The 23,901-nt window shown below is 67.9% G+C and carries 23 protein-coding genes; 12 read left to right on the top strand and 11 right to left on the bottom strand.

Annotation, left to right across the window (positions count from 1 at the left end):
* The first annotated feature begins 4 nt into the window (after window positions 1-4).
* A complete protein-coding gene (locus tag ABE454_RS11055; protein WP_346531649.1) occupies window positions 5-694 on the top strand; it encodes a winged helix-turn-helix transcriptional regulator in 690 nt (229 codons plus the stop codon).
* A 153-nt stretch (window positions 695-847) separates the two neighbouring features.
* Here ABE454_RS11055 and ABE454_RS11050 read toward each other — a convergent pair whose 3' ends face one another.
* Entirely contained in the window at window positions 848-1,666 is an 819-nt protein-coding gene (locus ABE454_RS11050) for a restriction endonuclease (protein ID WP_346531647.1), read from the bottom strand.
* Between the two features lie 210 nt (window positions 1,667-1,876).
* Here ABE454_RS11050 and ABE454_RS11045 point away from each other — a divergent pair, with 210 nt between their 5' ends.
* Both ABE454_RS11045 and ABE454_RS11040 read left to right on the top strand, forming a co-directional pair.
* Window positions 1,877-3,874 (top strand): DEAD/DEAH box helicase, encoded by a 1,998-nt coding sequence (locus ABE454_RS11045; protein WP_346531646.1) that lies wholly within the window; start codon window positions 1,877-1,879, stop codon window positions 3,872-3,874.
* Window positions 3,875-4,047: 173 nt separating this feature from the next.
* On the top strand, window positions 4,048-4,368 hold the full coding sequence (locus ABE454_RS11040) for an Mpo1-like protein (RefSeq protein ID WP_346531644.1): 321 nt from the start codon (window positions 4,048-4,050) through the stop codon (window positions 4,366-4,368).
* 207 nt (window positions 4,369-4,575) lie between these two features.
* Here ABE454_RS11040 and ABE454_RS11035 read toward each other — a convergent pair whose 3' ends face one another.
* Complete coding sequence (locus tag ABE454_RS11035) at window positions 4,576-5,139, bottom strand: 3D domain-containing protein (RefSeq protein ID WP_346531643.1); 564 nt, start codon at window positions 5,137-5,139, stop codon at window positions 4,576-4,578.
* Window positions 5,140-5,533: 394 nt separating this feature from the next.
* Here ABE454_RS11035 and ABE454_RS11030 point away from each other — a divergent pair, with 394 nt between their 5' ends.
* On the top strand, window positions 5,534-6,565 hold the full coding sequence (locus tag ABE454_RS11030) for a S1/P1 Nuclease (RefSeq protein ID WP_346531641.1): 1,032 nt from the start codon (window positions 5,534-5,536) through the stop codon (window positions 6,563-6,565).
* 131 nt (window positions 6,566-6,696) lie between these two features.
* Here the strand turns inward: ABE454_RS11030 and ABE454_RS11025 are convergent, their stop codons facing one another.
* Both ABE454_RS11025 and ABE454_RS11020 read right to left on the bottom strand, forming a co-directional pair.
* Window positions 6,697-7,386, bottom strand: a complete 690-nt coding sequence (locus tag ABE454_RS11025) for a 2OG-Fe(II) oxygenase (RefSeq protein ID WP_346531639.1) — start codon at window positions 7,384-7,386, stop codon at window positions 6,697-6,699.
* Between the two features lie 182 nt (window positions 7,387-7,568).
* On the bottom strand, window positions 7,569-8,837 hold the full coding sequence (locus ABE454_RS11020; RefSeq protein ID WP_346531638.1) for an EAL domain-containing protein: 1,269 nt from the start codon (window positions 8,835-8,837) through the stop codon (window positions 7,569-7,571).
* A 109-nt stretch (window positions 8,838-8,946) separates the two neighbouring features.
* Here ABE454_RS11020 and ABE454_RS11015 point away from each other — a divergent pair, with 109 nt between their 5' ends.
* Window positions 8,947-9,717 carry an SDR family NAD(P)-dependent oxidoreductase gene (locus tag ABE454_RS11015; RefSeq protein WP_346531636.1) on the top strand — a complete coding sequence of 257 codons (771 nt, stop codon included), beginning with the start codon at window positions 8,947-8,949 and terminating at the stop codon, window positions 9,715-9,717.
* A 43-nt stretch (window positions 9,718-9,760) separates the two neighbouring features.
* A complete protein-coding gene (locus ABE454_RS11010; RefSeq protein ID WP_346531932.1) occupies window positions 9,761-10,714 on the top strand; it encodes a lysophospholipid acyltransferase family protein in 954 nt (317 codons plus the stop codon).
* 77 nt (window positions 10,715-10,791) lie between these two features.
* Here the strand turns inward: ABE454_RS11010 and ABE454_RS11005 are convergent, their stop codons facing one another.
* Together ABE454_RS11005 and ABE454_RS11000 are read right to left on the bottom strand one after the other, a co-directional pair.
* Entirely contained in the window at window positions 10,792-11,289 is a 498-nt protein-coding gene (locus ABE454_RS11005) for a response regulator (RefSeq protein WP_346531635.1), read from the bottom strand.
* 48 nt (window positions 11,290-11,337) lie between these two features.
* Window positions 11,338-11,547 carry a DUF2093 domain-containing protein gene (locus tag ABE454_RS11000; protein WP_346531633.1) on the bottom strand — a complete coding sequence of 70 codons (210 nt, stop codon included), beginning with the start codon at window positions 11,545-11,547 and terminating at the stop codon, window positions 11,338-11,340.
* A gap of 86 nt (window positions 11,548-11,633) precedes the next feature.
* Between ABE454_RS11000 and ABE454_RS10995 the strand changes: the two genes are divergently transcribed.
* Window positions 11,634-12,809, top strand: a complete 1,176-nt coding sequence (locus tag ABE454_RS10995; RefSeq protein WP_346531631.1) for a P1 family peptidase — start codon at window positions 11,634-11,636, stop codon at window positions 12,807-12,809.
* 180 nt (window positions 12,810-12,989) lie between these two features.
* Here the strand turns inward: ABE454_RS10995 and xseA are convergent, their stop codons facing one another.
* Window positions 12,990-14,594: an exodeoxyribonuclease VII large subunit gene (xseA, locus tag ABE454_RS10990; protein WP_346531629.1), complete on the bottom strand. Its 1,605-nt coding sequence runs from the start codon at window positions 14,592-14,594 to the stop codon at window positions 12,990-12,992.
* A gap of 52 nt (window positions 14,595-14,646) precedes the next feature.
* On the opposite strand from xseA, the gene ABE454_RS10985 reads away from it, so the two are divergent.
* From ABE454_RS10985 to purD, 3 genes are all read left to right on the top strand, one after another.
* Window positions 14,647-14,859: a hypothetical protein gene (locus ABE454_RS10985; protein WP_346531627.1), complete on the top strand. Its 213-nt coding sequence runs from the start codon at window positions 14,647-14,649 to the stop codon at window positions 14,857-14,859.
* Between the two features lie 15 nt (window positions 14,860-14,874).
* Window positions 14,875-15,264 (top strand): PRC-barrel domain-containing protein, encoded by a 390-nt coding sequence (locus ABE454_RS10980; RefSeq protein ID WP_346531625.1) that lies wholly within the window; start codon window positions 14,875-14,877, stop codon window positions 15,262-15,264.
* A gap of 62 nt (window positions 15,265-15,326) precedes the next feature.
* Window positions 15,327-16,604, top strand: a complete 1,278-nt coding sequence (gene purD / locus ABE454_RS10975; protein WP_346531623.1) for a phosphoribosylamine--glycine ligase — start codon at window positions 15,327-15,329, stop codon at window positions 16,602-16,604.
* Window positions 16,605-16,632: 28 nt separating this feature from the next.
* Here the strand turns inward: purD and ABE454_RS10970 are convergent, their stop codons facing one another.
* Window positions 16,633-17,331 carry a murein L,D-transpeptidase catalytic domain-containing protein gene (locus tag ABE454_RS10970; protein ID WP_346531622.1) on the bottom strand — a complete coding sequence of 233 codons (699 nt, stop codon included), beginning with the start codon at window positions 17,329-17,331 and terminating at the stop codon, window positions 16,633-16,635.
* A gap of 127 nt (window positions 17,332-17,458) precedes the next feature.
* On the opposite strand from ABE454_RS10970, the gene ABE454_RS10965 reads away from it, so the two are divergent.
* Window positions 17,459-18,775, top strand: a complete 1,317-nt coding sequence (locus tag ABE454_RS10965) for a metal-dependent hydrolase family protein (RefSeq protein ID WP_346531620.1) — start codon at window positions 17,459-17,461, stop codon at window positions 18,773-18,775.
* A 78-nt stretch (window positions 18,776-18,853) separates the two neighbouring features.
* On the opposite strand, the gene ABE454_RS10960 is transcribed toward ABE454_RS10965, so the two are convergent.
* The gene (locus ABE454_RS10960; protein ID WP_346531930.1) at window positions 18,854-19,225 is read right to left on the bottom strand and encodes a DUF983 domain-containing protein; all 372 of its coding nucleotides are present in this window, start codon (window positions 19,223-19,225) and stop codon (window positions 18,854-18,856) included.
* 240 nt (window positions 19,226-19,465) lie between these two features.
* Between ABE454_RS10960 and ABE454_RS10955 the strand changes: the two genes are divergently transcribed.
* Window positions 19,466-22,297: a tetratricopeptide repeat protein gene (locus ABE454_RS10955; protein WP_346531619.1), complete on the top strand. Its 2,832-nt coding sequence runs from the start codon at window positions 19,466-19,468 to the stop codon at window positions 22,295-22,297.
* A 251-nt stretch (window positions 22,298-22,548) separates the two neighbouring features.
* On the opposite strand, the gene ABE454_RS10950 is transcribed toward ABE454_RS10955, so the two are convergent.
* Both ABE454_RS10950 and fliP read right to left on the bottom strand, forming a co-directional pair.
* A complete protein-coding gene (locus tag ABE454_RS10950; RefSeq protein WP_003170475.1) occupies window positions 22,549-22,827 on the bottom strand; it encodes an HU family DNA-binding protein in 279 nt (92 codons plus the stop codon).
* A 122-nt stretch (window positions 22,828-22,949) separates the two neighbouring features.
* A complete protein-coding gene (gene fliP, locus ABE454_RS10945; RefSeq protein ID WP_346531928.1) occupies window positions 22,950-23,750 on the bottom strand; it encodes a flagellar type III secretion system pore protein FliP in 801 nt (266 codons plus the stop codon).
* Window positions 23,751-23,901 lie beyond the last annotated feature (151 nt).

The following is a 23,901-nucleotide window of genomic DNA, read 5'->3' as shown; positions in this document are numbered from 1 at the left end:
AACTATGAAGTTAGAAAAAGTAACCACAAAGTCTGAAGCCCGGTCCCGGCGCTATCACGACGCCTGCGGTGCGGCGCACGGGCTGGACCTTGTGGGCGAGCGCTGGGCCTTGCTGGTCATCAGAGAACTCATGATGGGGCCGCGCCGTTTCAGCGACCTGCGAAAAGACCTGTGCGGCCTGTCGGCCAATGTGCTGACCCAGCGGCTGGAGGGGCTGGAGGCCTCGGGCGTGGTCCGTCGCCGCAAGCTGCCGCCGCCCGCCTCGGTCCAGGTCTATGAGCTGACCGACTGGGGCTATGAGATCGAGCCGGTCTTCATGGTGCTGGGCCGCTGGGCCGCGCGTTCGCCCCAGCACGACCCGACCCTGCCGATCAGCGCCGTCTCCATCATGCAGTCGTTCAGGACGATGTTCGACGCGACGCGCGCGCAGGGCGCCGAGATGCGGCTGGGCTTTGCGCTGGACGAGGACCGGATGGTGGTCAGCGTGACGGGCGGCGTCATCGACGCCATGCGCGGCGAAGTCGAGGGCTGCGATGTCGTGGTGCGCGCGCCCGCGCAGGTCGTGGCCGCTGCCGTCTACGGCAAGGTTCCGCTGGCGGCTCTGGAAGCCGAGGGGGCCATGACGATCGAGGGCGACCGGGCGACGTTCGAGCGGTTCGTCGACTTCTTCCACCTGCCTGAGAAGGCGGGATAGGGGGCTTGGATCAGGATAGCCAGTAGCGTGCCGGCTATCTGGTCAACCGTGCTGCCGATGGCTGTGATGGTCGAGAAATCGCTGCTGCTGCTGTGACCTGCTGGACTGCCTCACGTAGTCGGCCGCCATCCGTAGCGTCACGGCGTGCGCCGCCTAAATCGCGTTGAAGGCCGAAGAGTGGACGGTGATTTCCTCAACCATGCGGACGGATACGCCAAGGCTGCGCTCCTTCAGCAGGTCGCAGAGCGTGTCGCCATCGACCAAGTCGATTGCGGGAGCACCGTCGCGGGTCGCCTCTCTTCGAGCTTCGCTTGTGAATGTGCCGGTCGTGATGATTAAGCCTTTGTCCGCGCGGCCGACCATGGCGCCTCTGAAGTCGCGGACCGTCGATGCGCCGACGGACCCTTGCCAGCGTTTGCACTGAAAGATGACCTGAAACGACAACAGGTTCATGCGCAGGACGCCGGTCCCGTCTATTCCGCCATCGCCGGTTTTGCCGGTCACTTCGACGCGGGTGAAGCCGGATTCACGCAAGAGGCGTTGGCAAAGCCGCTCGAACGCGGAGGGATCCAACTGGAGCAAGACGGAAAGAAGCTGATCCTTCCAGTCTTCTTGCGAAACTTCCTGTAGCACCTGTGGCGGGTCGAGCTTTTCCGTGACCGTGTTCGCACGTTGCGCAGCGTAAGCCTTCTGCACCTGCTTGGGGATGGCTGCGATCTCGGACGCCGTCATGGCGGCGCCTGCTGGAGTCAGACTCCAGACGCCCCTTTGGCTATTGGTTACGGCCCCGCCAAGCTTGAGCCAGCTTCGCGCGAAACCAAGGCGCTGATCGACGACCAACTGGTTCCACTTGCCGTGCCTGAGATTCAAAATCTCGTCGGAAAGGCCCATGTGCTCGGAAATGTCTTCAAGCATTTCGGCATTGGTCAGCGAGCGCCCATGGGCCTTAAGCCGATCAACGATCGGCTGCATGAAGGCTTCAAAAGGCGGTGCATCCGAAGGCGGCGAGGGCATCTCAAGTATTTTGGCGGATTGTTGATTTTTGAAACGCGTAGATCGATTCGGCCCCACCGCGGCCCTTATTCGTGTATAGGGAGCGCCTTCCCCGACGCCCGGCAGGCTGCGACGCCTCGCCGGGCGCGGCCGTTTAACGGTCGCCTCATCTGATTTTCCAGGCCCTTCATGCCCTTTCCCGCGATCCATCCCGCGCTTGACCGCGCCCTGCTGAACAAGGGCTATGCCGAGCCCACGCCGGTCCAGGCGGCCGTGCTGGAAGGCCATGGCGAAGGCGACCTGCTGGTTTCGGCCCAGACCGGATCGGGCAAGACGGTGGCCTTCGGTCTGGCGGCGGCGCCGACCCTGTTGGGCGAGGACGAGCGGTTCGGTCAGCCGGATACGCCGCTGATGCTGGCCATCGCCCCGACGCGCGAACTGGCGCTGCAGGTCGCGGCCGAGCTGGAGTGGCTGTACGCCGAGGCGGGCGCCAAGATCGTCACCTGCGTCGGCGGCATGGACGCGCGCAAGGAAGCCCGCGCCCTGAACCACGGCGCCCACGTCGTCGTCGGCACGCCGGGCCGTCTGAAGGACCACATCGACCGCGGGGCGCTGGATCTGTCGGCCGCCCGCGTCGTCGTGCTGGATGAAGCCGACGAAATGCTGGACATGGGCTTCCGCGAGGATCTGGAATACATCCTCGACCAGGCGCCGGAAGAGCGCCGCACCCTGCTGTTCTCGGCCACCATCGCCCGCGACATCGCGATCATGGCCAAGCGCTATCAGAAGGATGCGGTGCGCATCGACACCGTCGACCGCAGCCAGCCGCACAACGACATCGAATACCGCGCCATGCGGATCGCGCCGAACGAGATCGAGCGCGCCGTGGTCAACGTCCTGCGCTATTTCGAGGCGCCGGGGGTGCTGGTTTTCTGCTCGACGCGGGATTCGGTGCGTCACCTGCAGGCGGCGCTGGTCGAGCGCGGCTTCGCCTCGGTGTCGCTGTCCGGCGAAATGGGCCAGCGCGAGCGTAATGAGGCGCTGCAGGCGCTGCGCGACCGCCGCGCCCGCGTCTGCGTCGCCACCGACGTGGCCGCACGCGGTCTGGACCTGCCCGATCTGGGGCTGGTGATCCACGCCGAACTGCCGATCAATAAGGCGACCATGCTGCACCGTTCGGGCCGCACCGGGCGCGCGGGCAAGAAGGGGATTTCGGTCCTGCTGGTTCCGCACAGCCGTCGCCGCAAGGCCGAGATGCTGCTGGGCTCGGCCGGGGTCGAGGCCGTCTGGTCGGGCGCTCCAACCGCCGATGAAATCCGCGCTCAGGACGAGCAGCGCCTGCTGGCCGCCCCCGTCTTCGCCGAGGAAGGCGCGGACGAGGATGCGGGTTTGGTCGAAAAGCTGGTCAAGGAGCGCACGCCGGACGATCTGGCCCGCGCCCTGCTGGTGCTGCTGCGCAAGAACCTGCCCGCGCCGGAAGACCTGACCGATCCGGGCGAAGGCCCGCAGCGCCGTCAGCGCAAGGATCGCGATGCGGCGGGCGGCGATGACTACGCCCCCGCGCCGTGGCCGGGCGATCGCCTGCAGCCGGACGAGGTCAGCTGGTTCCGTCTGGACATCGGCCGCAACCGCAACGCCGATCCCAAATGGCTGATCCCGCTGATCTGCCGCATCGGCGGCATCACCAAGCAACAGATCGGCTCGATCCGCACCTTCCCCGAAGAGACGCGCTTTGAGGTCGCCCTGACCCACGCCGACGCCTTCCGCGCCGCCGCGGCGCAGAGCCGTGAAGAGGCGAAGATCACCCCGTCCGAGGCGCCGACGCCCGGTTCGATGAAGGGCGCCCGCAACCGCAACTTCGAGCGCGACGGCGAGGCTCGCCCCTTCGCCAAGAAGCCCTTCCGCCGCGACGAGGACGGTCAGGGCCGCCCGCCGTTCAAGAAGAAGCCGTGGAGCCCGGACGGCGACGCGGGCCGCAGCGCCGATGGCGAGCGTCCCTTCAAGAAGAAGCCCTATGCGCCCCGCACCGATGCGGCGCCGGGCGAGGGCGGCTTCGCCAAGAAGCCGGGCTTCAAGGACAAGGGCGACAAGAAGCCCTTCACGCCCAAGGCGGGCTTCAAGGGCAAGCCGGACTTCAAGGCGGGCGGCAAGCCGTTCGCCAAGGGGCCGAAGGGCAAGCGGGCCTGATCGCGTTGCGTCATCCCGGCCGAAGCCTCGCGTCGCGAGGCGCAGAGCCGGGACCGCCCAGTAGGCCGACGTCCGTGTTCTTAAGCGGTCCCGGATAACGGCTGCGCCGTTTCCGGGATGACGAGGGCGCCGCCGCCCTTGCTCCCGGCGCGATCCGGGGGCAGGCTGGGGCCATGAGCATCGAGCAACCCCAAGGGCGGTACGCCTCGTTCGAGGCCTTCTACCCCTATTACATCCATGAGCACTCCAACCGGACGTGTCGGCGCATCCATGTGGTCGGCACCGGGCTGGTGATCGCGGCCTTCGTGGCCTTTGTGGCGACGCGCAACGCCTGGTGGCTGCTGGCCATGCCGCTGGTCGGTTACGGCTTCGCATGGGTGGGGCATTTCTTTTTCGAGAAGAACCGGCCCGCAACGTTCAAATATCCGCTGTGGAGCCTGATGGGCGACTTCCGCCTGTTCTTCGAGACGGTCAGCGGCAAACGGAAGTTCTGATCCGGCTTTTCCTCCCCATGCATGGGGAGGTGGCGCGGCGCCGAAGGCGACGTGACGGAGGGGGCGGCTCGACGGCAGACGCTTGCGTCGCCCCCTCCACCGCTTCGCGGTCCCCCTCCCCATTTCATGGGGAGGAAAGATTAGCGCGCAACGAAAAAGGGCGGCCGGTTCGATCCGGCCGCCCTTTTTGTCGTCAGGCTGGAAGCCTTAGTTCGAGGCCGTTTCCCACGCCGGGGGGCAGCCGTCGAAATCGCCGGCGTCGGCGATGGTCAGGGTCTTCATGTTCAGGTTCATGGCCGGGCGCATCGAGGCGCGGCCGTGGCCGGTGTAGAGGTCGATCTTGGCGCCCTTGATCGCGCCGCCGGTGTCGGAGGCGTACCAGTAGCCGTCGTGGACCTCGCCGTTGTCCAGGCGCAGGCCGACCGTCTCACGGATGAACAGTTTGGTGCGGCGGGGGATGACGCGCGGGTCGACTGCGACGGTGCGCATCGGAATCGGACGGCAGCCCAGAGAATCGTTGCCGGTCGCTCCGCCGCCGCCTGCGTGATAGAGGCGGGCCGAGGCGCGCCAGTCGGGATCGCCGGCCATCAACTCAAGCTGTTCGGCCGACAGGTCCGCCGTTTCGGCGGTTTCGATGGAACCATTGGCCGTCGCGGCGGCTTCTACGATTGCGGCGTCGCGGGCGACGGCCGTTTCGTAAGGGACAGGCTCTCCGGACCCGGAGAAGGCCATGGTCCACAGCATGGCAAGCGCGGCGGCCGTGCTCAACATCGATCAAACTTCATGCAGCACCGGTCCCGACACGCTCCGGCCCGGCGGTTTCTGACGATGAATTGCGGCGCAATTGCGGCGAATGAGATCTGATGCGGTATCGGCAGTGGATAAGGCGCAAATGAGGCCAGTCTATCTCAGGTTGAGCTGAGACTATCTCGACTATATGATATCAGTATTGATCGAATTCAAGTTCTATACTTGAGGGGGTGTCTGCGCCGTTAACGACTTGATCGTCGCCGCTAACACTTTATTGGCAAGAAAAGCTGGCTGTGACACCAAGATAACGGCGGCGTGATCGGGACTCCGGCTGTCGCGAAGGGCGGGTAGAGGCAGGCGCGGGAATGAGATAAGCCATCGTTTCCCCTTCTGAAATTTCCCACGGCGCCGTCTCATGAACCGACAAGTCAAACGCCTGATGATTTCCGCCTCCGCCCTGATGCTGGTCGCAGCGCCCGCTGTTCAGGTCGAGGCCTGGGGCAGTTCTGGCCACCGGGTGATCGGCGTGGCGGCGATGCGCCACCTGCCGGGCGACCTGCCGTCCTTCCTGCGCACGGCCGGGGCCGCCGCCGACGTCGGCGAATATTCGCGCGAACCGGATCGCTGGAAGGGCGCGGGCCAGCCGCACGACCGCGAGCGCGACACCGCCCACTTCGTCGACATGGACGATCAGGGCCGGGTGATGGACGCGCGCGGCATGACCATGGCCGACCTGCCGCGCCTGAAATCGGAATACGACGCCGCCTTGATCCGCGCGGGTCTGGACGTGGATAAGGCGGGATACCTGCCCTACGCCATCATGGACGCCTGGCAGAATCTGGAGCGCGACTTCGCCTATTGGCGCGTGCTGAGCGCCGCAGAGGCGCGCGAGCCGGATCTGGCCAAGCAGGCCTGGTACCGCGCCGACCGCGAACGCCGCGAGCAGCTGATCCTGCGCGACATCGGGGTGCTGAGCCACTTCGTCGGCGACGCGGCCCAGCCGCACCATACGACCATCCACTTCAACGGCTGGGCGGGCGAGACGAACCCCGAGGGCTTCACCAAGTCGCGCCGCACGCATGGCGATTTCGAGGGCGCTTTTACCAGCCGGACGCTGCGCCTTGAGGCGGTGGAGGCGGCCATGACGCCGCCGAACGTCGAGGGCTTCGACCTGCGCGCCCGCACGGCTTCGCACCTGAATGCGACGCTGGCGACGGTGATCCCCTTCTATCGGATGGAGAAGTCGGGCGCGTTCAAGGACACGGACCCGCGCGGGGCCGTCTTCGTCAATGAGCGGCTGGCGGCCGGGGCCTCGGAACTGCGCGACTTCGTGTCGGCCGCCTGGCGCGTGTCGGCCAGCAGCAGCATCGGCTGGCCTGCGGTGAAGGTCGCCGAGGTCGAGGCGGGCCGCGTCGATCCGTGGACCTCGATGGTGGGCGACGACTGATCACGGCTGATGTCTTTTCGGGATGGGAGCGGGCTGAGAGCGCGATCCTGGGCTGTCATGGGCAGCGTGCATATTTCGCTGCCTGCCGGTGAGCAGGGCTGGAGGACAACAGCCCTCTCATTAGAAGAGAATCAGGCGGCGTCGTGGAAGATGAGGCCCAGCGTCATGCGTCTGCCCGCGCGCACCGTGCTGACGCCGTGGCGCATCTGGACGCGGTAGTCGCCGCGCGTTCCGGCGACCGGGCGTTCGCGCACCGCGAAGATGACCGCCTGCCCCTGTTTCAGCGGCGCGACATGGGCCTGTGACTGCGAGCGGGGCTTCTGCTCGACCATAACGAACTCGCCGCCTTCGAACTCGGACGGGTCGCTCAGCAGGATGGCGGCCTGCAGCGGGAAGACCAGTTCGCCGTACAGGTCCTGATGCAGCCGGTTGTAGTCGCCGGGGCCGTAGCGCAGCATCAGCGAGGTCGGCCGCGTCTGTCCCGCCGCGCGGCAGCGGGCGGTCAGGTCTTCCAGTTGCGCGGGAAAGCCCGGTCGTCCCATGCGCCTCGCCCAGTCGTCCGCGATCGGCGCCAGGCCTTCGTAGAGATGCGCGCGCAGTCGCGGCAGGGGATCGGGCAGGGGATCGGCGAAATACTGATACTCGCCCTGACCGAAGCCGTGGCGCTGCATGACGATGCGGCTGCGGAACCGTTCGGGCTGGTCATAGAGGGTCTGCAGCACCTCGCAGGTCGCGGGCGTCAGCAGGGGGCCGGTCATGGCCCAGCCCTGCGCGTTCAGGTCGGCGTCGATGCGGGGCCAATCGAGGGCGGCGTTGGTCATGGGCGCATTTGCGCGGGCCGCGTGCGCCGTGTCTGGCGGTTTTCGGTCGTATCTCTCCTCCCCATAAAATGGGGAGGAGGATCGGCGGCGCAGCTGACGAGACGGAAGGGCGGATGGGTCTGCTGTCTTGGCCTCTCCACCACTTCGTGGTCCCCCTCCCCACAAAGTGGGGAAGAAAGGGATCAGAGGCGCACCCGTTGCTCGGCCGATTTCAGCGTCGAGCGGACGAAGTCGGCGGGCGGGTCGGTTTCGGCCAGGACGGCTTCCTTGATGGCGCGCGGCTCGCCGAACAGGTGGCCCTGACCCATGGCGATATCCAGTTCGAGGATGTCGACGACCTGTTTCTCGCTCTCGACCTTTTCGGCGATCAGTTCGAGGCCGTGGCGGCGGGTCAGGGGGGCGAAGTCCCCGGCGCGGATGTCCGGCTGGCTGGGCAGGGGGGTGGCGCCGTCCAGATCCAGCAACTGCTCGATCAGCAGGTCGGCGGCCACCTTGATGAAGCGCACGTCCGAGCGTTGCAGGTCGGCGAAGTCCAGATCCAGCGTCTGCACCTTGTCGATGGAGAAGCGGAAGCCCAGATCGGCCAGCTTGGCCATGTTGCGCGCCTCGATGGCGCCGCGCGCGTCGAACGTCGCCTGACCCAGTTCGAAGATCAGGGCGTCCTTCAGGTCGCGATTCTGGCTCAGGAAGTCGAGGAACTGAGGGAAGAAGGTCTCGTCGCCCAGAGACGCCAGCGAGATGTTGCAGAAGACGCCGACCTTGCGGTCCTGTCCGGCCAGTCGGCGCACGATCTGGGCGCAGCGGAACAGCAGCAGATTGTCGATGGCGGGCAGCAGGCCCTCGCCCTCGGCGACCGACAGGTATTCGGCGGGCATCATCACCCGGTTCGACGGGTCGCGCAGGCGGGTGAAGCTCTCATAAAAGACCGTCCGCCGCTGGGGCAGGGTCACGACGGGCTGCAGATACAGATCGACGCGGTTCTCGCTGAGGGCGTCGTGGACGGTCTTCAGCAGGGTGTTCGACTGGACCTGACGGCGTCCCTCGAAGGTGTCGGCGGTCAGAGTGGAGGCGGCCAGCCGTTCCTCGATGGATTCGCTCATCTGCTGGACCAGACCTTCCAGCATCCGCACCTCGCCGGTCAGGGCGTCGGTGCGCGACAGGGCGCCGGTCTCGATGGCCTGCGCCAGTTCGGTCAGGGCGCCTTGCGTCGACTCCATCGCATCGGCCAGCAGGCGGTGGGCCTCGCGCACCTTGCCGATCTCCAGACGCAGGGCGCGTCGGTCGGCCATGCCGGTGACGATGGCGTGGATTCCGGCCATGATCCCCAGCGCGCCCAGCACTCCGGCCGCGCCTGCGCCGCCGCCCAGACCGGCGCGCCAGATCGTCGCCCCGATGGTCAGGGCGAGGAACAGGTAGCCGAAGAACAGGAAGCCGCCGGTGATCTTTCGCATGGGGCCGGTCAGAACCGCCTTTCCCTATAGAATCGATCAAGTATCACGTTAACGAAGCCTAACGGCTAGGGTCTGCACCGTTAAACGCACGGTAAAAGGAGGTTAACGCATGGAATTGTTCGATCTGAGCGGCAAGGTCGCCATCATCACCGGCTCTTCCAAGGGAATCGGCAGGGCCATCGCCGAGCGTCTGGCCGAACACGGCGCCCGCGTCGTCATCTCCTCGCGCAAGGCCGGGCCGTGCGAAGAGGTCGCCGTCGCCATCAATGAGAAGCACGGCGAAGGCCGCGCCATCGCCATTCCCGCCAACATCGCCTCCAAGGAAGACCTGCAGCGGCTGGTGGACGACACGCGCGCCGCCTTCGGCCAGATCGACATTCTGGTGTGCAATGCGGCGAGCAATCCCTACGCCGGGCCGATGGCCGGCATCGCCGACGAGCAGTTCGAAAAAATCCTTCAGAACAACGTCATCTCCAACCACTGGCTGATCGGCATGGTCGCGCCCGAGATGGTGGAGCGCAAGGACGGGGCGATCCTGCTGATCTCGTCCATCGGCGGCCTGCGCGGCAACGCCCTGATCGGCGCCTACAACATCTCCAAGGCGGCGGACATGCAGCTGGCGCGCAATCTGGCGGTGGAATTCGGTCCGTCGAACGTGCGTGTGAACTGTATCGCGCCGGGTCTGGTTCAGACCGATTTCGCCCGCTATCTGTGGGAAAATCCTGAGCTGCTGAAGACCGTCACTGACCCTGCGCCGCTGAAAAGGATCGGCCAGCCGGATGAAATCGCGGGCACGGCGGTCTATCTGTGCAGCCCTGCGTCGGCCTATGTGACCGGCCAGACCCTTGTGGTGGACGGCGGACTGACGATTGCCTGGTGATCAAACGCGCTCAAATAGCCCGAAGGGCGATAGCGCCTCCAAGCTGCGGTCAAGCAGCCCGAAGGGCGATAGCGCACATAGAGAGGTTCCTTTCTGGCGCGACCTGAACTGGCGGCTGGAAGCGGCGGCGTTTCAAGGGCTGTTCGGCTTTCTGCGTCTGCTGGGCGTTGAGGGGGCTTCGGCGTTCGGCGGCGGACTGCTGCGCGCGCTGGGGCCGCTGACCGGGACGCAGAAGACGGTGATGCGCAACCTGCGCATCGCCTTTCCCGACATGGACGAAGGCGAACGCAAACGTCTGGCCGTCGACCAGTGGGAACAGACGGGCCGCACCTTCGCCGAACTGGCCGTGATGGACCGGCTGACGCCGGAGAGCGGGCGCATTGATCTGGTCGGCATGGAGCGGCTGCACGCCATCCGCGACAGTGGCCGTCCGGTCGTGCTGATCTCGGGCCATCTGGCGAACTTTGAGGTCATGGCGGCGGTCATCATGGCGGCTGGCGTGCCGTGTCAGGTGACGTATCGCGCGACTAATAACCCCTATGTCGACGCCCTGATCCGCCAGAGCCGCGAGCGCTACGGCATCAAGCTGTTCGCGCCCAAGGGCGACGGCACGCGCGAGCTGATGGCGGGGATGAAGCGCGGCGAGTCCATCGCCCTGCTGGTCGATCAGAAATACAGTCAGGGGCCGGAGGTCGAGTTCTTCGGTCAGCCGGTCAACGCCTCGCCCGGCGCGGCGCGCATGGCGTTGAAGTTCGGCACGGTGATGCAGCCCCTGTCGGTGGTGCGCCTGCCCGGCGTTCGGTTCCGCGTCACGGCGCATGAGCCGATCGCCGTGCCCGACACGGGCGACAAGGCCGCCGATGTGCTGGCGGGCGTGCAGGCGGCGAACCGCTTCGTTGAGGATCGGGTGCGTGAATATCCGGTCGACTGGTTCTGGGTGCACAAGCGGTGGCCGCCTCAGGTCTATGAGGCGCTGCGGGCGTCGGAGCGGTCATAGGGCGCTGCCGCCTCATTCCATAACGCCGTCATCCTCGGGCTTGACCCGAGGATGACGGCGATCGGGCAGCAGGACGCCTAGTCGACCATCCCATCGTCGGCGCGGCGGAACGGTCCGGCGTAGTTCTCCGTGCGGGTGCGGCGGCGATCAGGCCCGAAATAGCCGGATGCGCGCACGAAGGGGCGGGGACGCAGGATCACCGCCTCAAGGCGTGTCAGCAGGGTCTGGGCCTTGACCGGCTTGGCGACGAATTCGGTGACGCCTGCGTCGCGCGCCTCGGTCACGCGGCTCTTCTCGGAATGGCCGGTCATCATGATCACCGGCAGATAGGGGTTGGCGCTGTCGGCCTCATTGCGGACCGCGCGGGTGAAGGCCACCCCGTCCATCGGCTCCATGCGGAAGTCGACGATGGCGATGTCGACCGCCTCCTGACGCAACAGTTCCAGCGCGGCCGCCCCGTCCTCGGCTTCGGTCAGGCGGCCCACGCCGACGGACTTCAGCATGGCGGCGACAATGGCGCGCATATTGGGGTTGTCGTCGGCCAGCAGGACGTGGATCGAACTCAGGGCGGACATCGGGACCGGCAGGGCTGAAGGCGGCGGGAAGGGGGCGGCGAAGAAGGCTCAGGCAGCGGCGGACGCCAGATATTCCTTCGGCCCGACATAGGCTTCCTGCTTCTCGACCGACCAATAGCGCAGGGCGGTCAGGGGAATGGCCGCGCCGCTGACGGCGCAGCGCACAAAGGCGCCCGCGGACAGCACGGCGAACTCGCCGTCGCCATAGTGTAGTGTGGCCGCTTCGCCTGAGGCGGCAGGGGTGGGTTGCGTGTTCATCTTGCCATCATAGCGTGAAGCCTGTGCGGGACGAGAGGCGAATCGCCGTCATCTGAACGTCCGCCGTTCACAAAATCGGAAGTTCCATGTCCCGCTTGCCCGTTGATCTTCTGGCCGTCGCTGTTTCCGCCGCCGTTCTGGCCGCCGCGCCGGGCGCGCTGGCGCAGGAGGGGGCGGCTGAGCGCCCGACTATCCGAGAGCTGGGCCGGGCGCCGGGCATATTGTCGCCGGGGCCGCTGAACGCCATCACCGACGTGGCCGGGGTGAAGGTGGGGCAGGTGACGCTGCGTTCGGGCGACAGCGTCCGCACCGGCGTCACCGCCATCGTGCCGCACGGCGGCTCCCTGTTCCGCGACAAGGTTCCGGCCGGGCTGTCGGTGGTCAACGGCTTCGGCAAGCTGGCGGGCGCGACGCAGATCATGGAGCTGGGCGAGATCGAGACGCCCATCGTTCTGACCAACACCCTGTCAGTGGCGCGGGGCATCGACGGCGTTCTGGACTGGACCCTGAAACAGCCGGGGCATGAGGACATCCGCTCGGTCAACGCCGTGGTGGGCGAGACCAACGACGGCGGGCTGAACGACATTCGCGCGCGCGTCGTCACGGCCGCCGACGTGGTGCGGGCCATCGAGACGGCGACGACAGGCCCGGTCGAGCAGGGCGCGGTCGGCGCCGGGACGGGCACCATTGCGTTTGGCTTCAAGGGCGGCATCGGGAGCAGCTCGCGCAAACTGCCGGACAGTCTGGGCGGCTTCACCGTCGGGGTGCTGGTCCAGTCGAACTATGGCGGGGTCTTGAGCATCGACGGGGCGCCGGTCGGGGTGCGGCTGGGCCGTTACTACCTGCGCGAAGAGGTGGAGAATGAGCGCGCCGACGGCTCGATCATGATCGTGGTGGCGACCGATGCGCCGCTGTCGGACCGCAATCTGGAGCGGCTGGCGAACCGCGCCTTCGCCGGTCTGGCGCGGACGGGGGCGGCGTTCTCGAACGGCTCGGGGGACTATGCGATCGCTTTCTCGACGGCGGAGGGCGTGCGGCGGACGCCTGAGCGCCGGGCGGGGCAGGCGATGGTCGCGGACTGGCCCAATGACCGGATGTCGCCCCTGTTCGTCGCGGTCGCCGAGGCGACGGAGGAAGCCATCCTCAACTCCCTGCTGAAGGCGCAGACGACGACCTCGGTGATCGACGGCAAGACGGTGACGGTCGAGGCGCTGGATATCGAGGCGGTGAAGGCGGTGCTGGCCGAGACCGCCAGCCGTTAGAGCGCTGCCCTTCTAGACCCGCTCATCCCGGCGGACGCCGGAATCCAGTGAGAGCGACGCGCTCGGCTTTCTGAAGATTGGCGCTGAGTTTCCAGGCGCGGAGGTTGAAGCCAAAGCACTGGGTCCCGGCGTCCGCCGGGATGAGCGGAATTGGGCCGGGATGAGCGGAGTTATTGGAAGTTAGAACAGGTCGCCCTGACCCGCAGGCGAGGGCTTCGGGCGTGGCGCGGGTTTGGACGCGGGCGTCGGGCGCGGCGCGGCGCCCTCGCCGTCGATGGTCGCGCCTCTGGCGCCGTCGCCGAAGACGATCTGCACCGCCTGCCCCGGCGACAGGGCGGCGGCCGAGGCGATCATGGCGCCGTCGGCGTCTTCGATGCGGGCGAAGCCGGGCTTGGGCGTCTTGGGATTCAGCGTGGTCAGGGCGCGGGACAGGGCGGCGAGGCGATCCTCGGCGCGCTCCAGCCGACGCGGCATGACGCCGTCCAGACGTAAGGTGAGCGCTTCCAGCCGGGCCTGCCGCTGATCGAGGCGGCGATGCAGGGGCGCAGGGCTGAGGCGGCCCGCGGTCTGCAACAGGCGGCGCTCGTTGCGGGCGACGCCGGCCTGAAGCGCAGAGCCCAGACGGTCGGCGGCGCCGCGCAGGCGGTCCTGTCCGCGCTCGACGCGGGCGCGCAGCAGGCCGGGCGTCAGTCGACCGGACGCGACCGCCAGCTGCCGCTCATGCACGGCGACGTTGCGGTGCAGGCCGGAGCCGAGGCGGCTGGCGGCGAGGTCCAGCCGCTGCTGCGGCAGAGCCAGCAGGTCCTCGGGCCGGGCGGGCAGGCCGCGCGCGGCGGCGCGCAGGCGGGTGCGGCGGTCCTCCAGCATCCGCGCCCCGGCGCGCGACAGCCGTCCTTCCAGATCGCTGAGCGCCCAGCGCAGGTCGGCCAGAACCGGCGTCGCGATTTCGGCCGCGCCGGTCGGGGTCGGCGCCCGGCGGTCGGACACGAAGTCGATCAGCGTGGTGTCCGTCTCGTGCCCCACGGCCGAGATGATGGGGATGCGGGCGGCCGCGACCGTGCGGGCCAGAGCCTCGTCGTTGAAGCACCACAGATCCTCGACCGAGCCGCCGCCGCGCGCGACGATCAGCAGGTCGGGGCGGGGGATGGGGCCGTCCGGCGTCATCTGGTCAAAGCCCCGGATGGCGTTGGCGACCTGACCGCTGGCGGCGTCGCCCTGGACCACCACCGGCCAGACGATGACGCGGCAGGGCCACCGCTCGGCGATGCGGTGCAGGATGTCGCGGATCACCGCGCCGGTCGGGCTGGTGATGACGCCGATGGTCGCCGGGAAGGTCGGCAGGGCCTTCTTTTTCGCCAGGTCGAACAGGCCTTCGTCCCGCAGCTTGACCTTCAGCCGCTCCAGCTGGGCCAGCAGGGCGCCCGCGCCCGCCGCCTCCATGCTCTCGATCACGATCTGATAGGAGGAGCGCGCCGGATAGGAGGTGATCTTGCCGGTGACGATGACCTCCAGCCCCGTCTCGGGCTGGACGCCCAGACCGCGCACCACGCCCTTCCAGATCACGCCGTCAATGGCCGATTTGTCGTCCTTCAGCGTCAGATAGACGTGGCCCGAGGCGTGGCGATTCACCTTGGAGATCTCGCCGCGCAGCCGCACATGGCCGAAGCGCTCCTCCAGCGTGCGTTTGAGCGCGAAGCTCAGCTCCGAGATCGACAGCGGCGGATTGTTGTCGCGGGCGGGCTGCGGGGCCGCGCCCTCGAAGGCGTAGTCGTCGTCGGAGGTCATGGCGCCACCCTAGCCGCCGCCGCCGCGCGGGCAAAGACGGCTGGCGGCAAAGATGGGGCAAGCGGAACAGGCGGCCACAGCCGCGCGTTCGCCCGTCATGACCATGCCGCCCGATCCCGCGCCGGAAGACGACCCGCCCGCCGATGAGGCGGATGAGCGTGAACTGGCCCGTCGCAGCAACAATCCCGCGCTCAGCCCGTGGCTGGCGCTGGGGCTGATCCTGATGATCGGCGTGGGCGTCTATGTGGTTTCGGCCCTGATCTAGAGACAGGAGAGCGTGATGATGAAGACCCTGTTCGCCGCCGCATCGGCCGCTGCGCTGCTGGCGGCCTGTTCGCCGGCGCCATCCGCTGAAAAGCCGGACGAAGCGACGTTCGACGCCGCCTCGGCCCCTGTCGGCCCCAAGGCGCTGGGTCTGACCGAGGCGCAGCTGGAAGGCGCCGATATCATCACGCCGCGCGGCGTCGATCTGGGCGAGGTGCAGCGCGTCGACGTGGATTCCTCGGGCGTCATCACCGGCCTGATCGTCGAGCCGAAAGGCGAGGGCGGGCCGCGCTGGGTCCGCATTCCGCTGGACGGTCTGACGCCCGTCAAGGAAGGCGCCGACTATGATCTGGAGGCGAACATGACGCTGGAGCAGCTGAAGGCCATGCCCGCCTGGGCGCCCTGATCTGAGCGGGTCGTTTCCTTCCGGCGCTTGACCCCGGCGGCGCGTGCGGCCATTCCGCGCTCATGAACATTCTGCTCGTCGGATCGGGAGGGCGTGAACACGCCCTGGCCTGGAAAATCGCCCAGTCGCCGCTGGTTGCGCGGCTTGTCGTTGCGCCTGGTAATCCCGGCATGGCGAAGCTGGGCGAGATGCGCCCGGAGCTGAAGGCGACCGACGCCGAAGGTCTGGCGGCTCTGGCGCGCGAGATGAAGGCCGATCTGGTCGTCGTCGGCCCCGAATCGGCGCTGGCCGAGGGTCTGGCCGATCGTCTGCACGAAGCGGGCATCCCCTGTTTCGGCCCGACGCAGGCGGCGGCGCAGCTGGAGACGTCCAAGGCCTTCTCCAAGGCCTTCCTGCAACGCCACGGCATTCCGACGGCGGGCTATGGCGTCTATGAGGACGTCGCCTCGGCCAAGGCGGCGCTGGACCGGTATTCGGCCCCCTATGTCATCAAGGCCGATGGTCTGGCGGCGGGCAAGGGCGTGGCCATCAGCCCCGATCGCGCCGACGCCGAGGCTGAGATCGAGCGCATGCTGGGCGGCCGGTTCGGCGCGGCCGGATCGCGCGTGGTGATCGAGGAATTCATGGACGGGGAGGAAGGCTCCCTCTTCGCCCTGTCGGACGGGACGCGGGCCGTGCTGTTCGGCGGCGCCCAGGACCACAAGCGCGCCTTCGACGGCGATCTGGGCCCCAACACCGGCGGTATGGGCGCCTATTCGCCCGCGCCCGTCTTCACGGCGGACTTCACTGATGCGGCGAACGCGCGCGTGGTCGTGCCGACCATTCAGAAGATGGCCGAGGAAGGCGCCCCCTATCGCGGCGTCCTCTATGTCGGGCTGATGGCGACGAGCGAAGGCCCGAAGGTGGTCGAGTTCAACGCCCGCTTCGGCGACCCGGAATGCCAGGTGCTGATGATGCGGTTCGACGGCGATGTGGTGCCGCTGCTGCTGGCCTGCGCGCGCGGCGACCTGAGCCAGGCGCCCGCGCCGGCCTTCAAGCCGGGCGTGGTGATCTGCGTGGTGCTGGCGGCCAAGGGCTATCCCGACAGCCCGCTGGAAGGCTCGGTCATTCGCGGCGCCGATCAGGACTTCGGCCCGCACGTTCAGGTCTTCCACGCCGGGACGAAGCTGCTGGCTGATGGAACGCTGGCGGCGGCGGGCGGCCGGGTGCTGAGCGTCTGCGCCCATGGCGACGACGTGGCGCAGGCGCGCGAGCGCGCCTATGAGGCGATTGCGAAGATCGACTGGCCGGGCGGTTTCCACCGCACCGACATCGGCTGGCGGGCGCTGGAGCCGCGCTGAGGCGGCTCAGGCGACTTCCCGGGCCGCTTCAGGTCATCGCAAACAGCAGCCGACCCTCGCCCATGCGTTCGCGCAGGGGGATCAGGTCGGCGTGGGACACCGAGAAGCAGCCGTAGGACCGGCCCAGCTTGCCCTGGCGCGCCAGGAAGGCGGGGTCGGCGTAGTCGGCGCCGTGGATGATGATGGCCCGCTCGCGCGCTAGATTGTTGGAATACTCCAGCCCGTCCAGCAGGACGTTCGGCCCCTGCTGACTGCCCCAGCTCGCGCCCGCCGTGGCGTAGGCGCCGATGGACGACATATGGCTGTCGGGCCGGTTCGAGAACTGCTGGGCGAAGCCTGAATGCGCCGGGTCCGAGCCGCGCCCGTGGCTGGTGCGATAGGCCGTGACCCAGCCGCCTTCCAGATCGACCTCATACAGGCGGTCCTCGCCCGAGAACTTCTGGAAATCGACCAGATACATCCGGTCGCGCTTTGAAATCCTGTGGCTGTGCACGTCCATGGAAGCGCGGGCGCGTTCGATCAGGTCCGGGCGGACGACGCCATGCGGATCGATCAGCGTTCCCGTCTCGGCGACGCGGACATGGGCTGCAGCAGGTCGGTCGGGCAGGGTGGGCAGAACAGGAGCCACGGCTCCGGCGAGATGAAGATTGGAAGTCGAGGCGGCGGAAGAGCACCCCGCCAACAGGGCCGAACCGCCCAGGATCAGTCCTCGTCTGGAAAGCCGCATGCGACGCCCCTCGCACGGTTAAACAACTGTATCGACTTGTTTCATGAAGCGTCCTTGGAACGCAACCTTGGCCTTGGCGCGAAGCGTGGAACGGTTATGTTGCGCCCCTCAGTAACGGGAGGGATAAATGAAAAAGCTTGCCCTGATTGTGACCGCGGCCGTTCTGGCCGCGACCGGCGCCCAGGCGCGCCAGGCCCCGCCGCCAGCAGCGGTTTCCGCCGAACAGCCAACTAAGTTCGTTCAAGTGGGGCGGCTTTTGGCCGATCCGGCCAGCGGCCAGGTGCTGCGCGATAAAACTCTCGTGATCAGAGGGAACCAGATCGTCGAGATCCGCGACGGCTTCGTCGGCGAGGGCAATGTCGTCGACCTGCGCTCGGCCTTCGTCCTGCCCGGCCTGATCGACAGCCACGTCCACCTGACGGGGGAATCGAACCCTAACGGGCGCTTTGACGGACTGGTCCAGTCCAATGCGGCTCAGGCCATGGTCGGCGCCCGCTATGCGCGTCGCACCCTGAACGCCGGTTTCACCACGGTGGCCGATCTGGGCGCGACCAATGAAGCCATCTTCGCCCTGCGCGATGCGATCCGCAGCGGCGACGTGCCGGGCCCGCGCATCATCGCCGCTGGTTCGGCCGTCTCGGTCCACGGCGGCCACGGCGACGTCAACGGCTATCGCGAGGACATCATGCACATGATGTCGCCCGAGAGCATCTGTTCGGGTCCGGAAGACTGCCGCCGCGCCGTGCGGATGCAGGTCCGTTCTGGCGCCGACATCATCAAGATCACGGCCACGGGCGGCGTCCTGTCGAACACGGCGGCCGGTCTGGCCCAGCAGTTCACCGAGGACGAGTTGGCCTCGATCGTCGAGGTGGCGCACCGCATGGGCCGTCAGGTCACGGCGCACGCCCACGGCGGCGACGGCGTCAACGCCTTCCTGAAGGCGGGCGGCGACTCCATCGAGCACGGCACTTATCTGGATGACGAGTCCATCCGCCTGTTCAAGGCGAACGGCGCCTGGCTGGTGCCGACGCTGATGGCGGGCGACTATGTGGCGCGCATCGCCTCCAGCCCGGACAACTTCTTCACCCCGGCCCAGACGGCCAAGGCGCTGGAAGCCGGACCCAAGATGCTGGCCATGGCCGGTCGCGCCCATCGCGGCGGGGTCAAGATCGCCTTCGGCACCGACTCGGGCGTCTCGGCCCACGGCGACAACGCCCAGGAGTTCGCCCTGCTGGTCCGCGCCGGTCTGACGCCGCTTGAGGCGATCCGGACGGCCACGGTCGGCGCCGCCGAACACCTGCGCATCCAGAACGAAGCCGGTCGTCTGGCGCCGGGCATGCCCGCCGACCTGATCGCGGTCAGCGGCGACCCGCTGACGGACGTCACTGAATTGGAGCGCGTGCGCTTTGTGATGAAGGGCGGCCAGGTCTTCCGCGCCGACTGATCCGACTGCCGTAAAAAAGAGGTCGCCGCTTAGGCCATTATGGGTTCGGATTGACTCAATCCGAACCCATATATTCGCTTAGTCCTTGTCGCGGGCGGCGACCTTGGCGGCGCGTTCGGCCTGACCGCGCCAGCCATAGCCTTCGCCATGTTTGCCGACGCTGACGAAGGTGGCTTCCTCCGCCTTGTGGAAATACTGCTCGGCCACCATCCAGCCCTTGAAGGGCCGCAGCACCCACAGGCACATGGCCGCCAGGATCGGGAAGGTCACGGCGAAGTGGACCCAGATCGGCGGGTGCAGGCTGAACTCGAAGATCATGAAGGCGATCATGCCGACGACGCCGACCGCGCACATGACGAAGAAGGCTGGACCGTCCGCCGGATCGGCGAAGCTGTAGTCCAGACCGCATTCCGGACAGGATTCGCGCAGCTTTAGATAGCCCGTGAACACCGGGCCTTCGCCGCAGCGGGGGCAACGGCCGCGCAGACCGGTCTTGAGCGGGCTGAGCGGGGGATAGGCAGGTTCGGACACGGACGGGTTCCTGAAAAGAACAGTGGCTGCCGGTGTCGGCCTTCGGGCGGACGGAAGCAAGCGGGTGTTTTGTCCTATCCATGCTGGGCGTTCCCCCCGTTCGGCGAAACAGGCCCCGTTAACCGCGATTAAAGCCCTTCGCGCGAGCATGCGCGCAATATGTCCGGGGCCTCCGCCAAGAAGCGCGTTCTGCAGACGACCGTGGCGGCCGCCGCGGCGGGCGTCGTCGTCTTTGCGCCGCTGGCCCCCGCGCCGTCTCTGGCCCAAAGCGGGGCGCCGGTTGATATCCGCATCGGCGCCAATGCGGGCTTCACCAGGATCGAATTCGCCGGGGCTGTCGGATCGCGCGCGCGGGTGCGTCAGGACGGACGCACCATCGTCGTCCGCATCGGCACGACCGCCGCCCCTGATGTCAGCCGTCTGCGCGTCGATCCGCCCAAGGGGCTGGAAAAGATCGAGACGCGCGCCGCGCAGGGAGCGACCGAACTGGTCCTGACCCTGGCCGAGGGCGCGGGCGCGACCAGCGGCAGCGCCGACGGCGCCGTCTGGCTGAACCTCTATGCGCCCGGCCCGCGCGGCGACGGCCTGCGTCGTTCGCCCGTGCCGATCGGCGGCGCCTTGCCGGTGACGGCCGAGATCAAGGGCCAGCAGACGGTGCTGCGCTTCGCCTGGACCGGGCCGGTCGGCGCCGCCGTCTTCCGGCGCGGCGAGGCGGTCTGGGCGGTCTTCGACCACGCCGCCCGCATGGAGATGAAGGGCGAGGGTCTGGGCGGCGCGCGCTGGGCCGCCGGTCCCGACTTCACCGCCGTGCGCATTCCGGTCGAGCCGGGGCAGGCCGTGGCCGCCCACGCCGACGGCTCGACCTGGGTCGTGACCCTAGGCGGAACCGCGCCTGCGACCAGCGGCGTGGACATCGAGCGCGACGATACGGTCAAGGCGTCGCTGATGGCGCGCATGGCCGGGGCGACCCGCGCGGTCTGGCTGACCGACCCGATGATCGGCGACCGCTTCGCCGCCGTCACCGCCCTGGCGCCCGGCAAGGGGCTGAAGACCGGGCGGCGCACGGTGGATGCGGGCTTCCTGCCCACGGCTCACGGGCTGGCGGTCGAGACGCCGACCGATGATCTGAGCGTCACGGCCGACGGCGATCTGGTCACGGTGACGCGCCCGCGCGGCCTGACCCTGTCCTCGCCCACCGCCGGACTGGAGAAGGCGGCCGGGAATGACGACGCCCCGCGCGCCGCGTCGCGCCCGGCGCTGATTCTGGCCGACTGGTCCGTCGATGCGGACGAGGGCGGCTTCACCGCCCGCCACCGTGCGCTTCAGGACGCCGCCGAGCGCGAGAGCGGCCGGGCTGTCGAAGATCCGCGCGCCCCGATCGAGGCGCGGCTGGCCTATGCGCGTTTTCTGGTCGGGCATGGGCTGGGGTTCGAGGCGGTCGGGGTGCTGAACGCCCTGATCAAACAGACGCCCGCCATGCAGGGCGTGGCCGAGGTGCGCGGCCTGCGCGGCGCCGCCCGCGCCTCCATCGGCCGTTTCGCCGAGGCTGAGGCTGATTTCTCTTCCGGCGCGCTGGCGGGCGATCCTTCCACCAAGGTGTGGCAGGGCTACATCGCCGCCCAGCAGGGCGACTGGACCAATGCGCGGCGACTGTTTGCGGCGGGGGCGGGCGTGGTCGACGGCTTCGCCCCTGAATGGCGCGCCCGCTTCGGCGCCGCCCACGCCATGGCGGCGGTCGAGACCGGCGATGCGGTCGCCGCGCGCGAACTGCTGGCCTATGTCTTCAGCCAGCCGAATGTCTCGGCCCCGGATCAGCTGACCGCCCGTCTGGTGCAGGCGCGTCTGTTCGAACTGGATGAGAAGCCCGAGCGCGCCCTCGCCGTATACAAGGCCGTGGCGCGCGCCCCGCTGGACGGCATCGCCACGCCCGCGCGTCTGGGCGTCATCAAGCTGGAGATGGCCAAGGGGACGCTAAAGGCCGATGCGGCCGCCGCCCAGCTGGAGGCGCTGAAATGGCGCTGGCGCGGGGATGCGACCGAGCTGGCGGTGATCCGCACCCTGGGCGAGCTCTATCTGTCGCAGGGCCGCTATCGCGAGGCCCTGACCACGCTGAAGACGGCGGGGCCGAAGATCGTCACCCTGCCGGGTGGGGATCGGCTTCAGGCCGATCTCGACAACGCCTTCCGCGCCCTGTTCCTGGAAGGCGCGGCCGACGGCCTGCAGCCGGTGCAGGCGCTGGCCCTGTTCTTCGATTTCCGCGAGCTGACGCCCGTCGGCGCCGACGGCGACGAGATGGTGCGGCGTCTGGCGCGGCGCCTGATCGATGTCGACCTGCTGGATCAGGCGGCGGAGCTGCTGAAATACCAGGCCGAGAACCGGCTGGACGGCGTGGCCAAGGCGCAGGTGTCGACCAATCTGGCCGCCGTCTATCTGATGAACCGCCAGCCGGAGGAGGCGCTGAAGGCCCTGTGGTCGTCGCGCACGACCCTGCTGCCCACGGCGATGAACCTGGAGCGCCGCGCGCTGGAGGCCCGCGCCCTGATGGAGCTGGGGCGCTACGACCACGCTCTGGAAGTGCTGGGCAAGGACGCCTCGCCCGCCGCGCGGGACGTGCGCGCCGATATCCTGTGGAAGCAGCAACAGTGGGGGGCGGCCGCCGCCCTCTACGAACAGCGTCTGGGCGATCGTTGGAAGGAGACGGCCGTGCCGCTCAGCGAGGTTGAGGAGACGCGCCTGATTCGTGCGGGCGCGGGCTATTCCCTGGCGCAGGACGCCGGGGCCCTGAGCCGTCTGTCGAAGAACTACGCCCGTTTCGCCGAAGGGGCGCGCTCGCCCGGCGCGATTCGAGTGGCGCTGGCGGGGCTGGACGGGGCCGACGGTTTGGGCCGCTCGCAGGACTTCGCCGCCCTCAGCGCCGGGGCCGACGCCTACGCCGGCTGGATCGCCCAGACCAAGGCGGAGTTCAGGGCGAAGAGCGGCGCGGGCCAATAAGCACTGAGCCTTTGCGGTTAACAGCCCGTCCGAAAATCCCGCTCATCCCGGCGGAAGCCGGGACCCAGTGCTTTGGCTTCAAGCCTCTTCGCAATAAAGGAAATCACCAGTCCGGCGCTCTTACTGGGTCCCGGCTTCCGCCGGGATAAGCGGATGAGAGAAGCGATTGCCCAATAAAAAAACCCCCCTCCCGGCGGGAGAGGGGTTTTTGCGTCTATCCCCGCAAGGAGGATCGAACGCGCCTGTAAGGCTTAGCCGTTGACGGCGTCCTTCAGAGGCTTCGACACGCGGAAGCGCACGGCCTTCGAGGCCGGGATCTTGATCGTCGCGCCCGTGGCCGGGTTGCGGCCTTCGCGCTCGGCGCGCTCGGCGGTGTCGAAAACGCCCAGGTTCGAGATGCGGACGTCGTCGCCCGACTTCAGGGCCTTGTGGATGTTCTCGACAATGGCGGTCAGCACCTTGCCGGCGTCAGCTTGCGACACGCCCGCGTCTTTGGCGACGGCGGCGATCAGTTCAGCTTGAGTGGTCATGAGGGTATTTTCCCAGTGGTGGTCGCCCGGAAAAAAGCGCCGGACGAGGACCGGGGGATCAACGACGGTTTTGGGGGGCTTGGCAAGCCCGCATTGGCGCACAGGCCTTGCAGGCTGGGGATTTATCCGGCGCCGGACGCTCTCTGGAAGCTCTCGACAAGGCTGCCTGCGACCAGTCTCCACCCGTCCACCAAGACGAAGAAGATCAGCTTGAACGGCAGGCTGACCACCACCGGAGGCAGCATCATCATGCCCATGGACATCAGCACGCTGGCGACCACCAGATCGATCACAAGGAACGGAACAAAAAGAAGAAATCCGATCGTGAAGGCGGTCTTCAACTCACTGATCATGAAGGCCGGAGTGACCACCCGCAGGGGCAGGTCCTGCAGGTCCGCAGGGGCCTCTACGCGCGACAGGCGGGTGAACAGCGACAGGTCGTCCGGCTTCACCTGAGCCAGCATGAAGGTTTTTACAGGTTCTGACGCTGCATCGAAGGCCTGAGGCAGCTCCATCTGCTGATCCATCAGCGGTCGGATGCCCGAATCATAGGCGTCCTGCCACGTCGGACCCATGACGATGGCGCTCAGGAACAGGGCCAGCGACACCAGGACGGCGTTCGGCGGCGACTGCTGCATCCCCAGCGCCGTGCGCAGCAGGGATAGCACCACGACGATCCGCACGAAGCTGGTGGTCATGATGACGATGGACGGCGCCAGCGACAGCACCGTCATCAGCCCGACCAGTTGCACCACCCGCTGCGTCAGGCCCGCGCCGCTGCCCAGGTCGATGTTGATGGCAGATCCGCCTTGCGTCGCCTCCTGCGCCAGCGCGCCCAGCGGCCAGATCAGGCACAGGGCGGTGGTGATCAGCGACAGCAGGGCCGCGCGCTTCAGTTCGTCGCGGGTGGGGAGGGCGAAAATAGTCTCCCTTCCCCCTCGATGGGGGAGGGGGCGGGGATGGGGGTGTTCGCGCCGACGTTGAGGATGCGGCGCGGGAGGCGCAGCCGTCGGCGTCTCCTGTGTCTGTTCGGCGAAGCGCGTACGTGCACCCCCACCCAACCCTCCCCCATCG

Origin of the sequence: Brevundimonas diminuta, assembly GCF_039673845.1 — a bacterium.
Lineage (GTDB): Bacteria > Pseudomonadota > Alphaproteobacteria > Caulobacterales > Caulobacteraceae > Brevundimonas > Brevundimonas diminuta_E.
The sequence above is the reverse complement of the archived record's forward strand: the minus strand, read 5'-3'. Positions and strand labels throughout refer to the sequence as shown.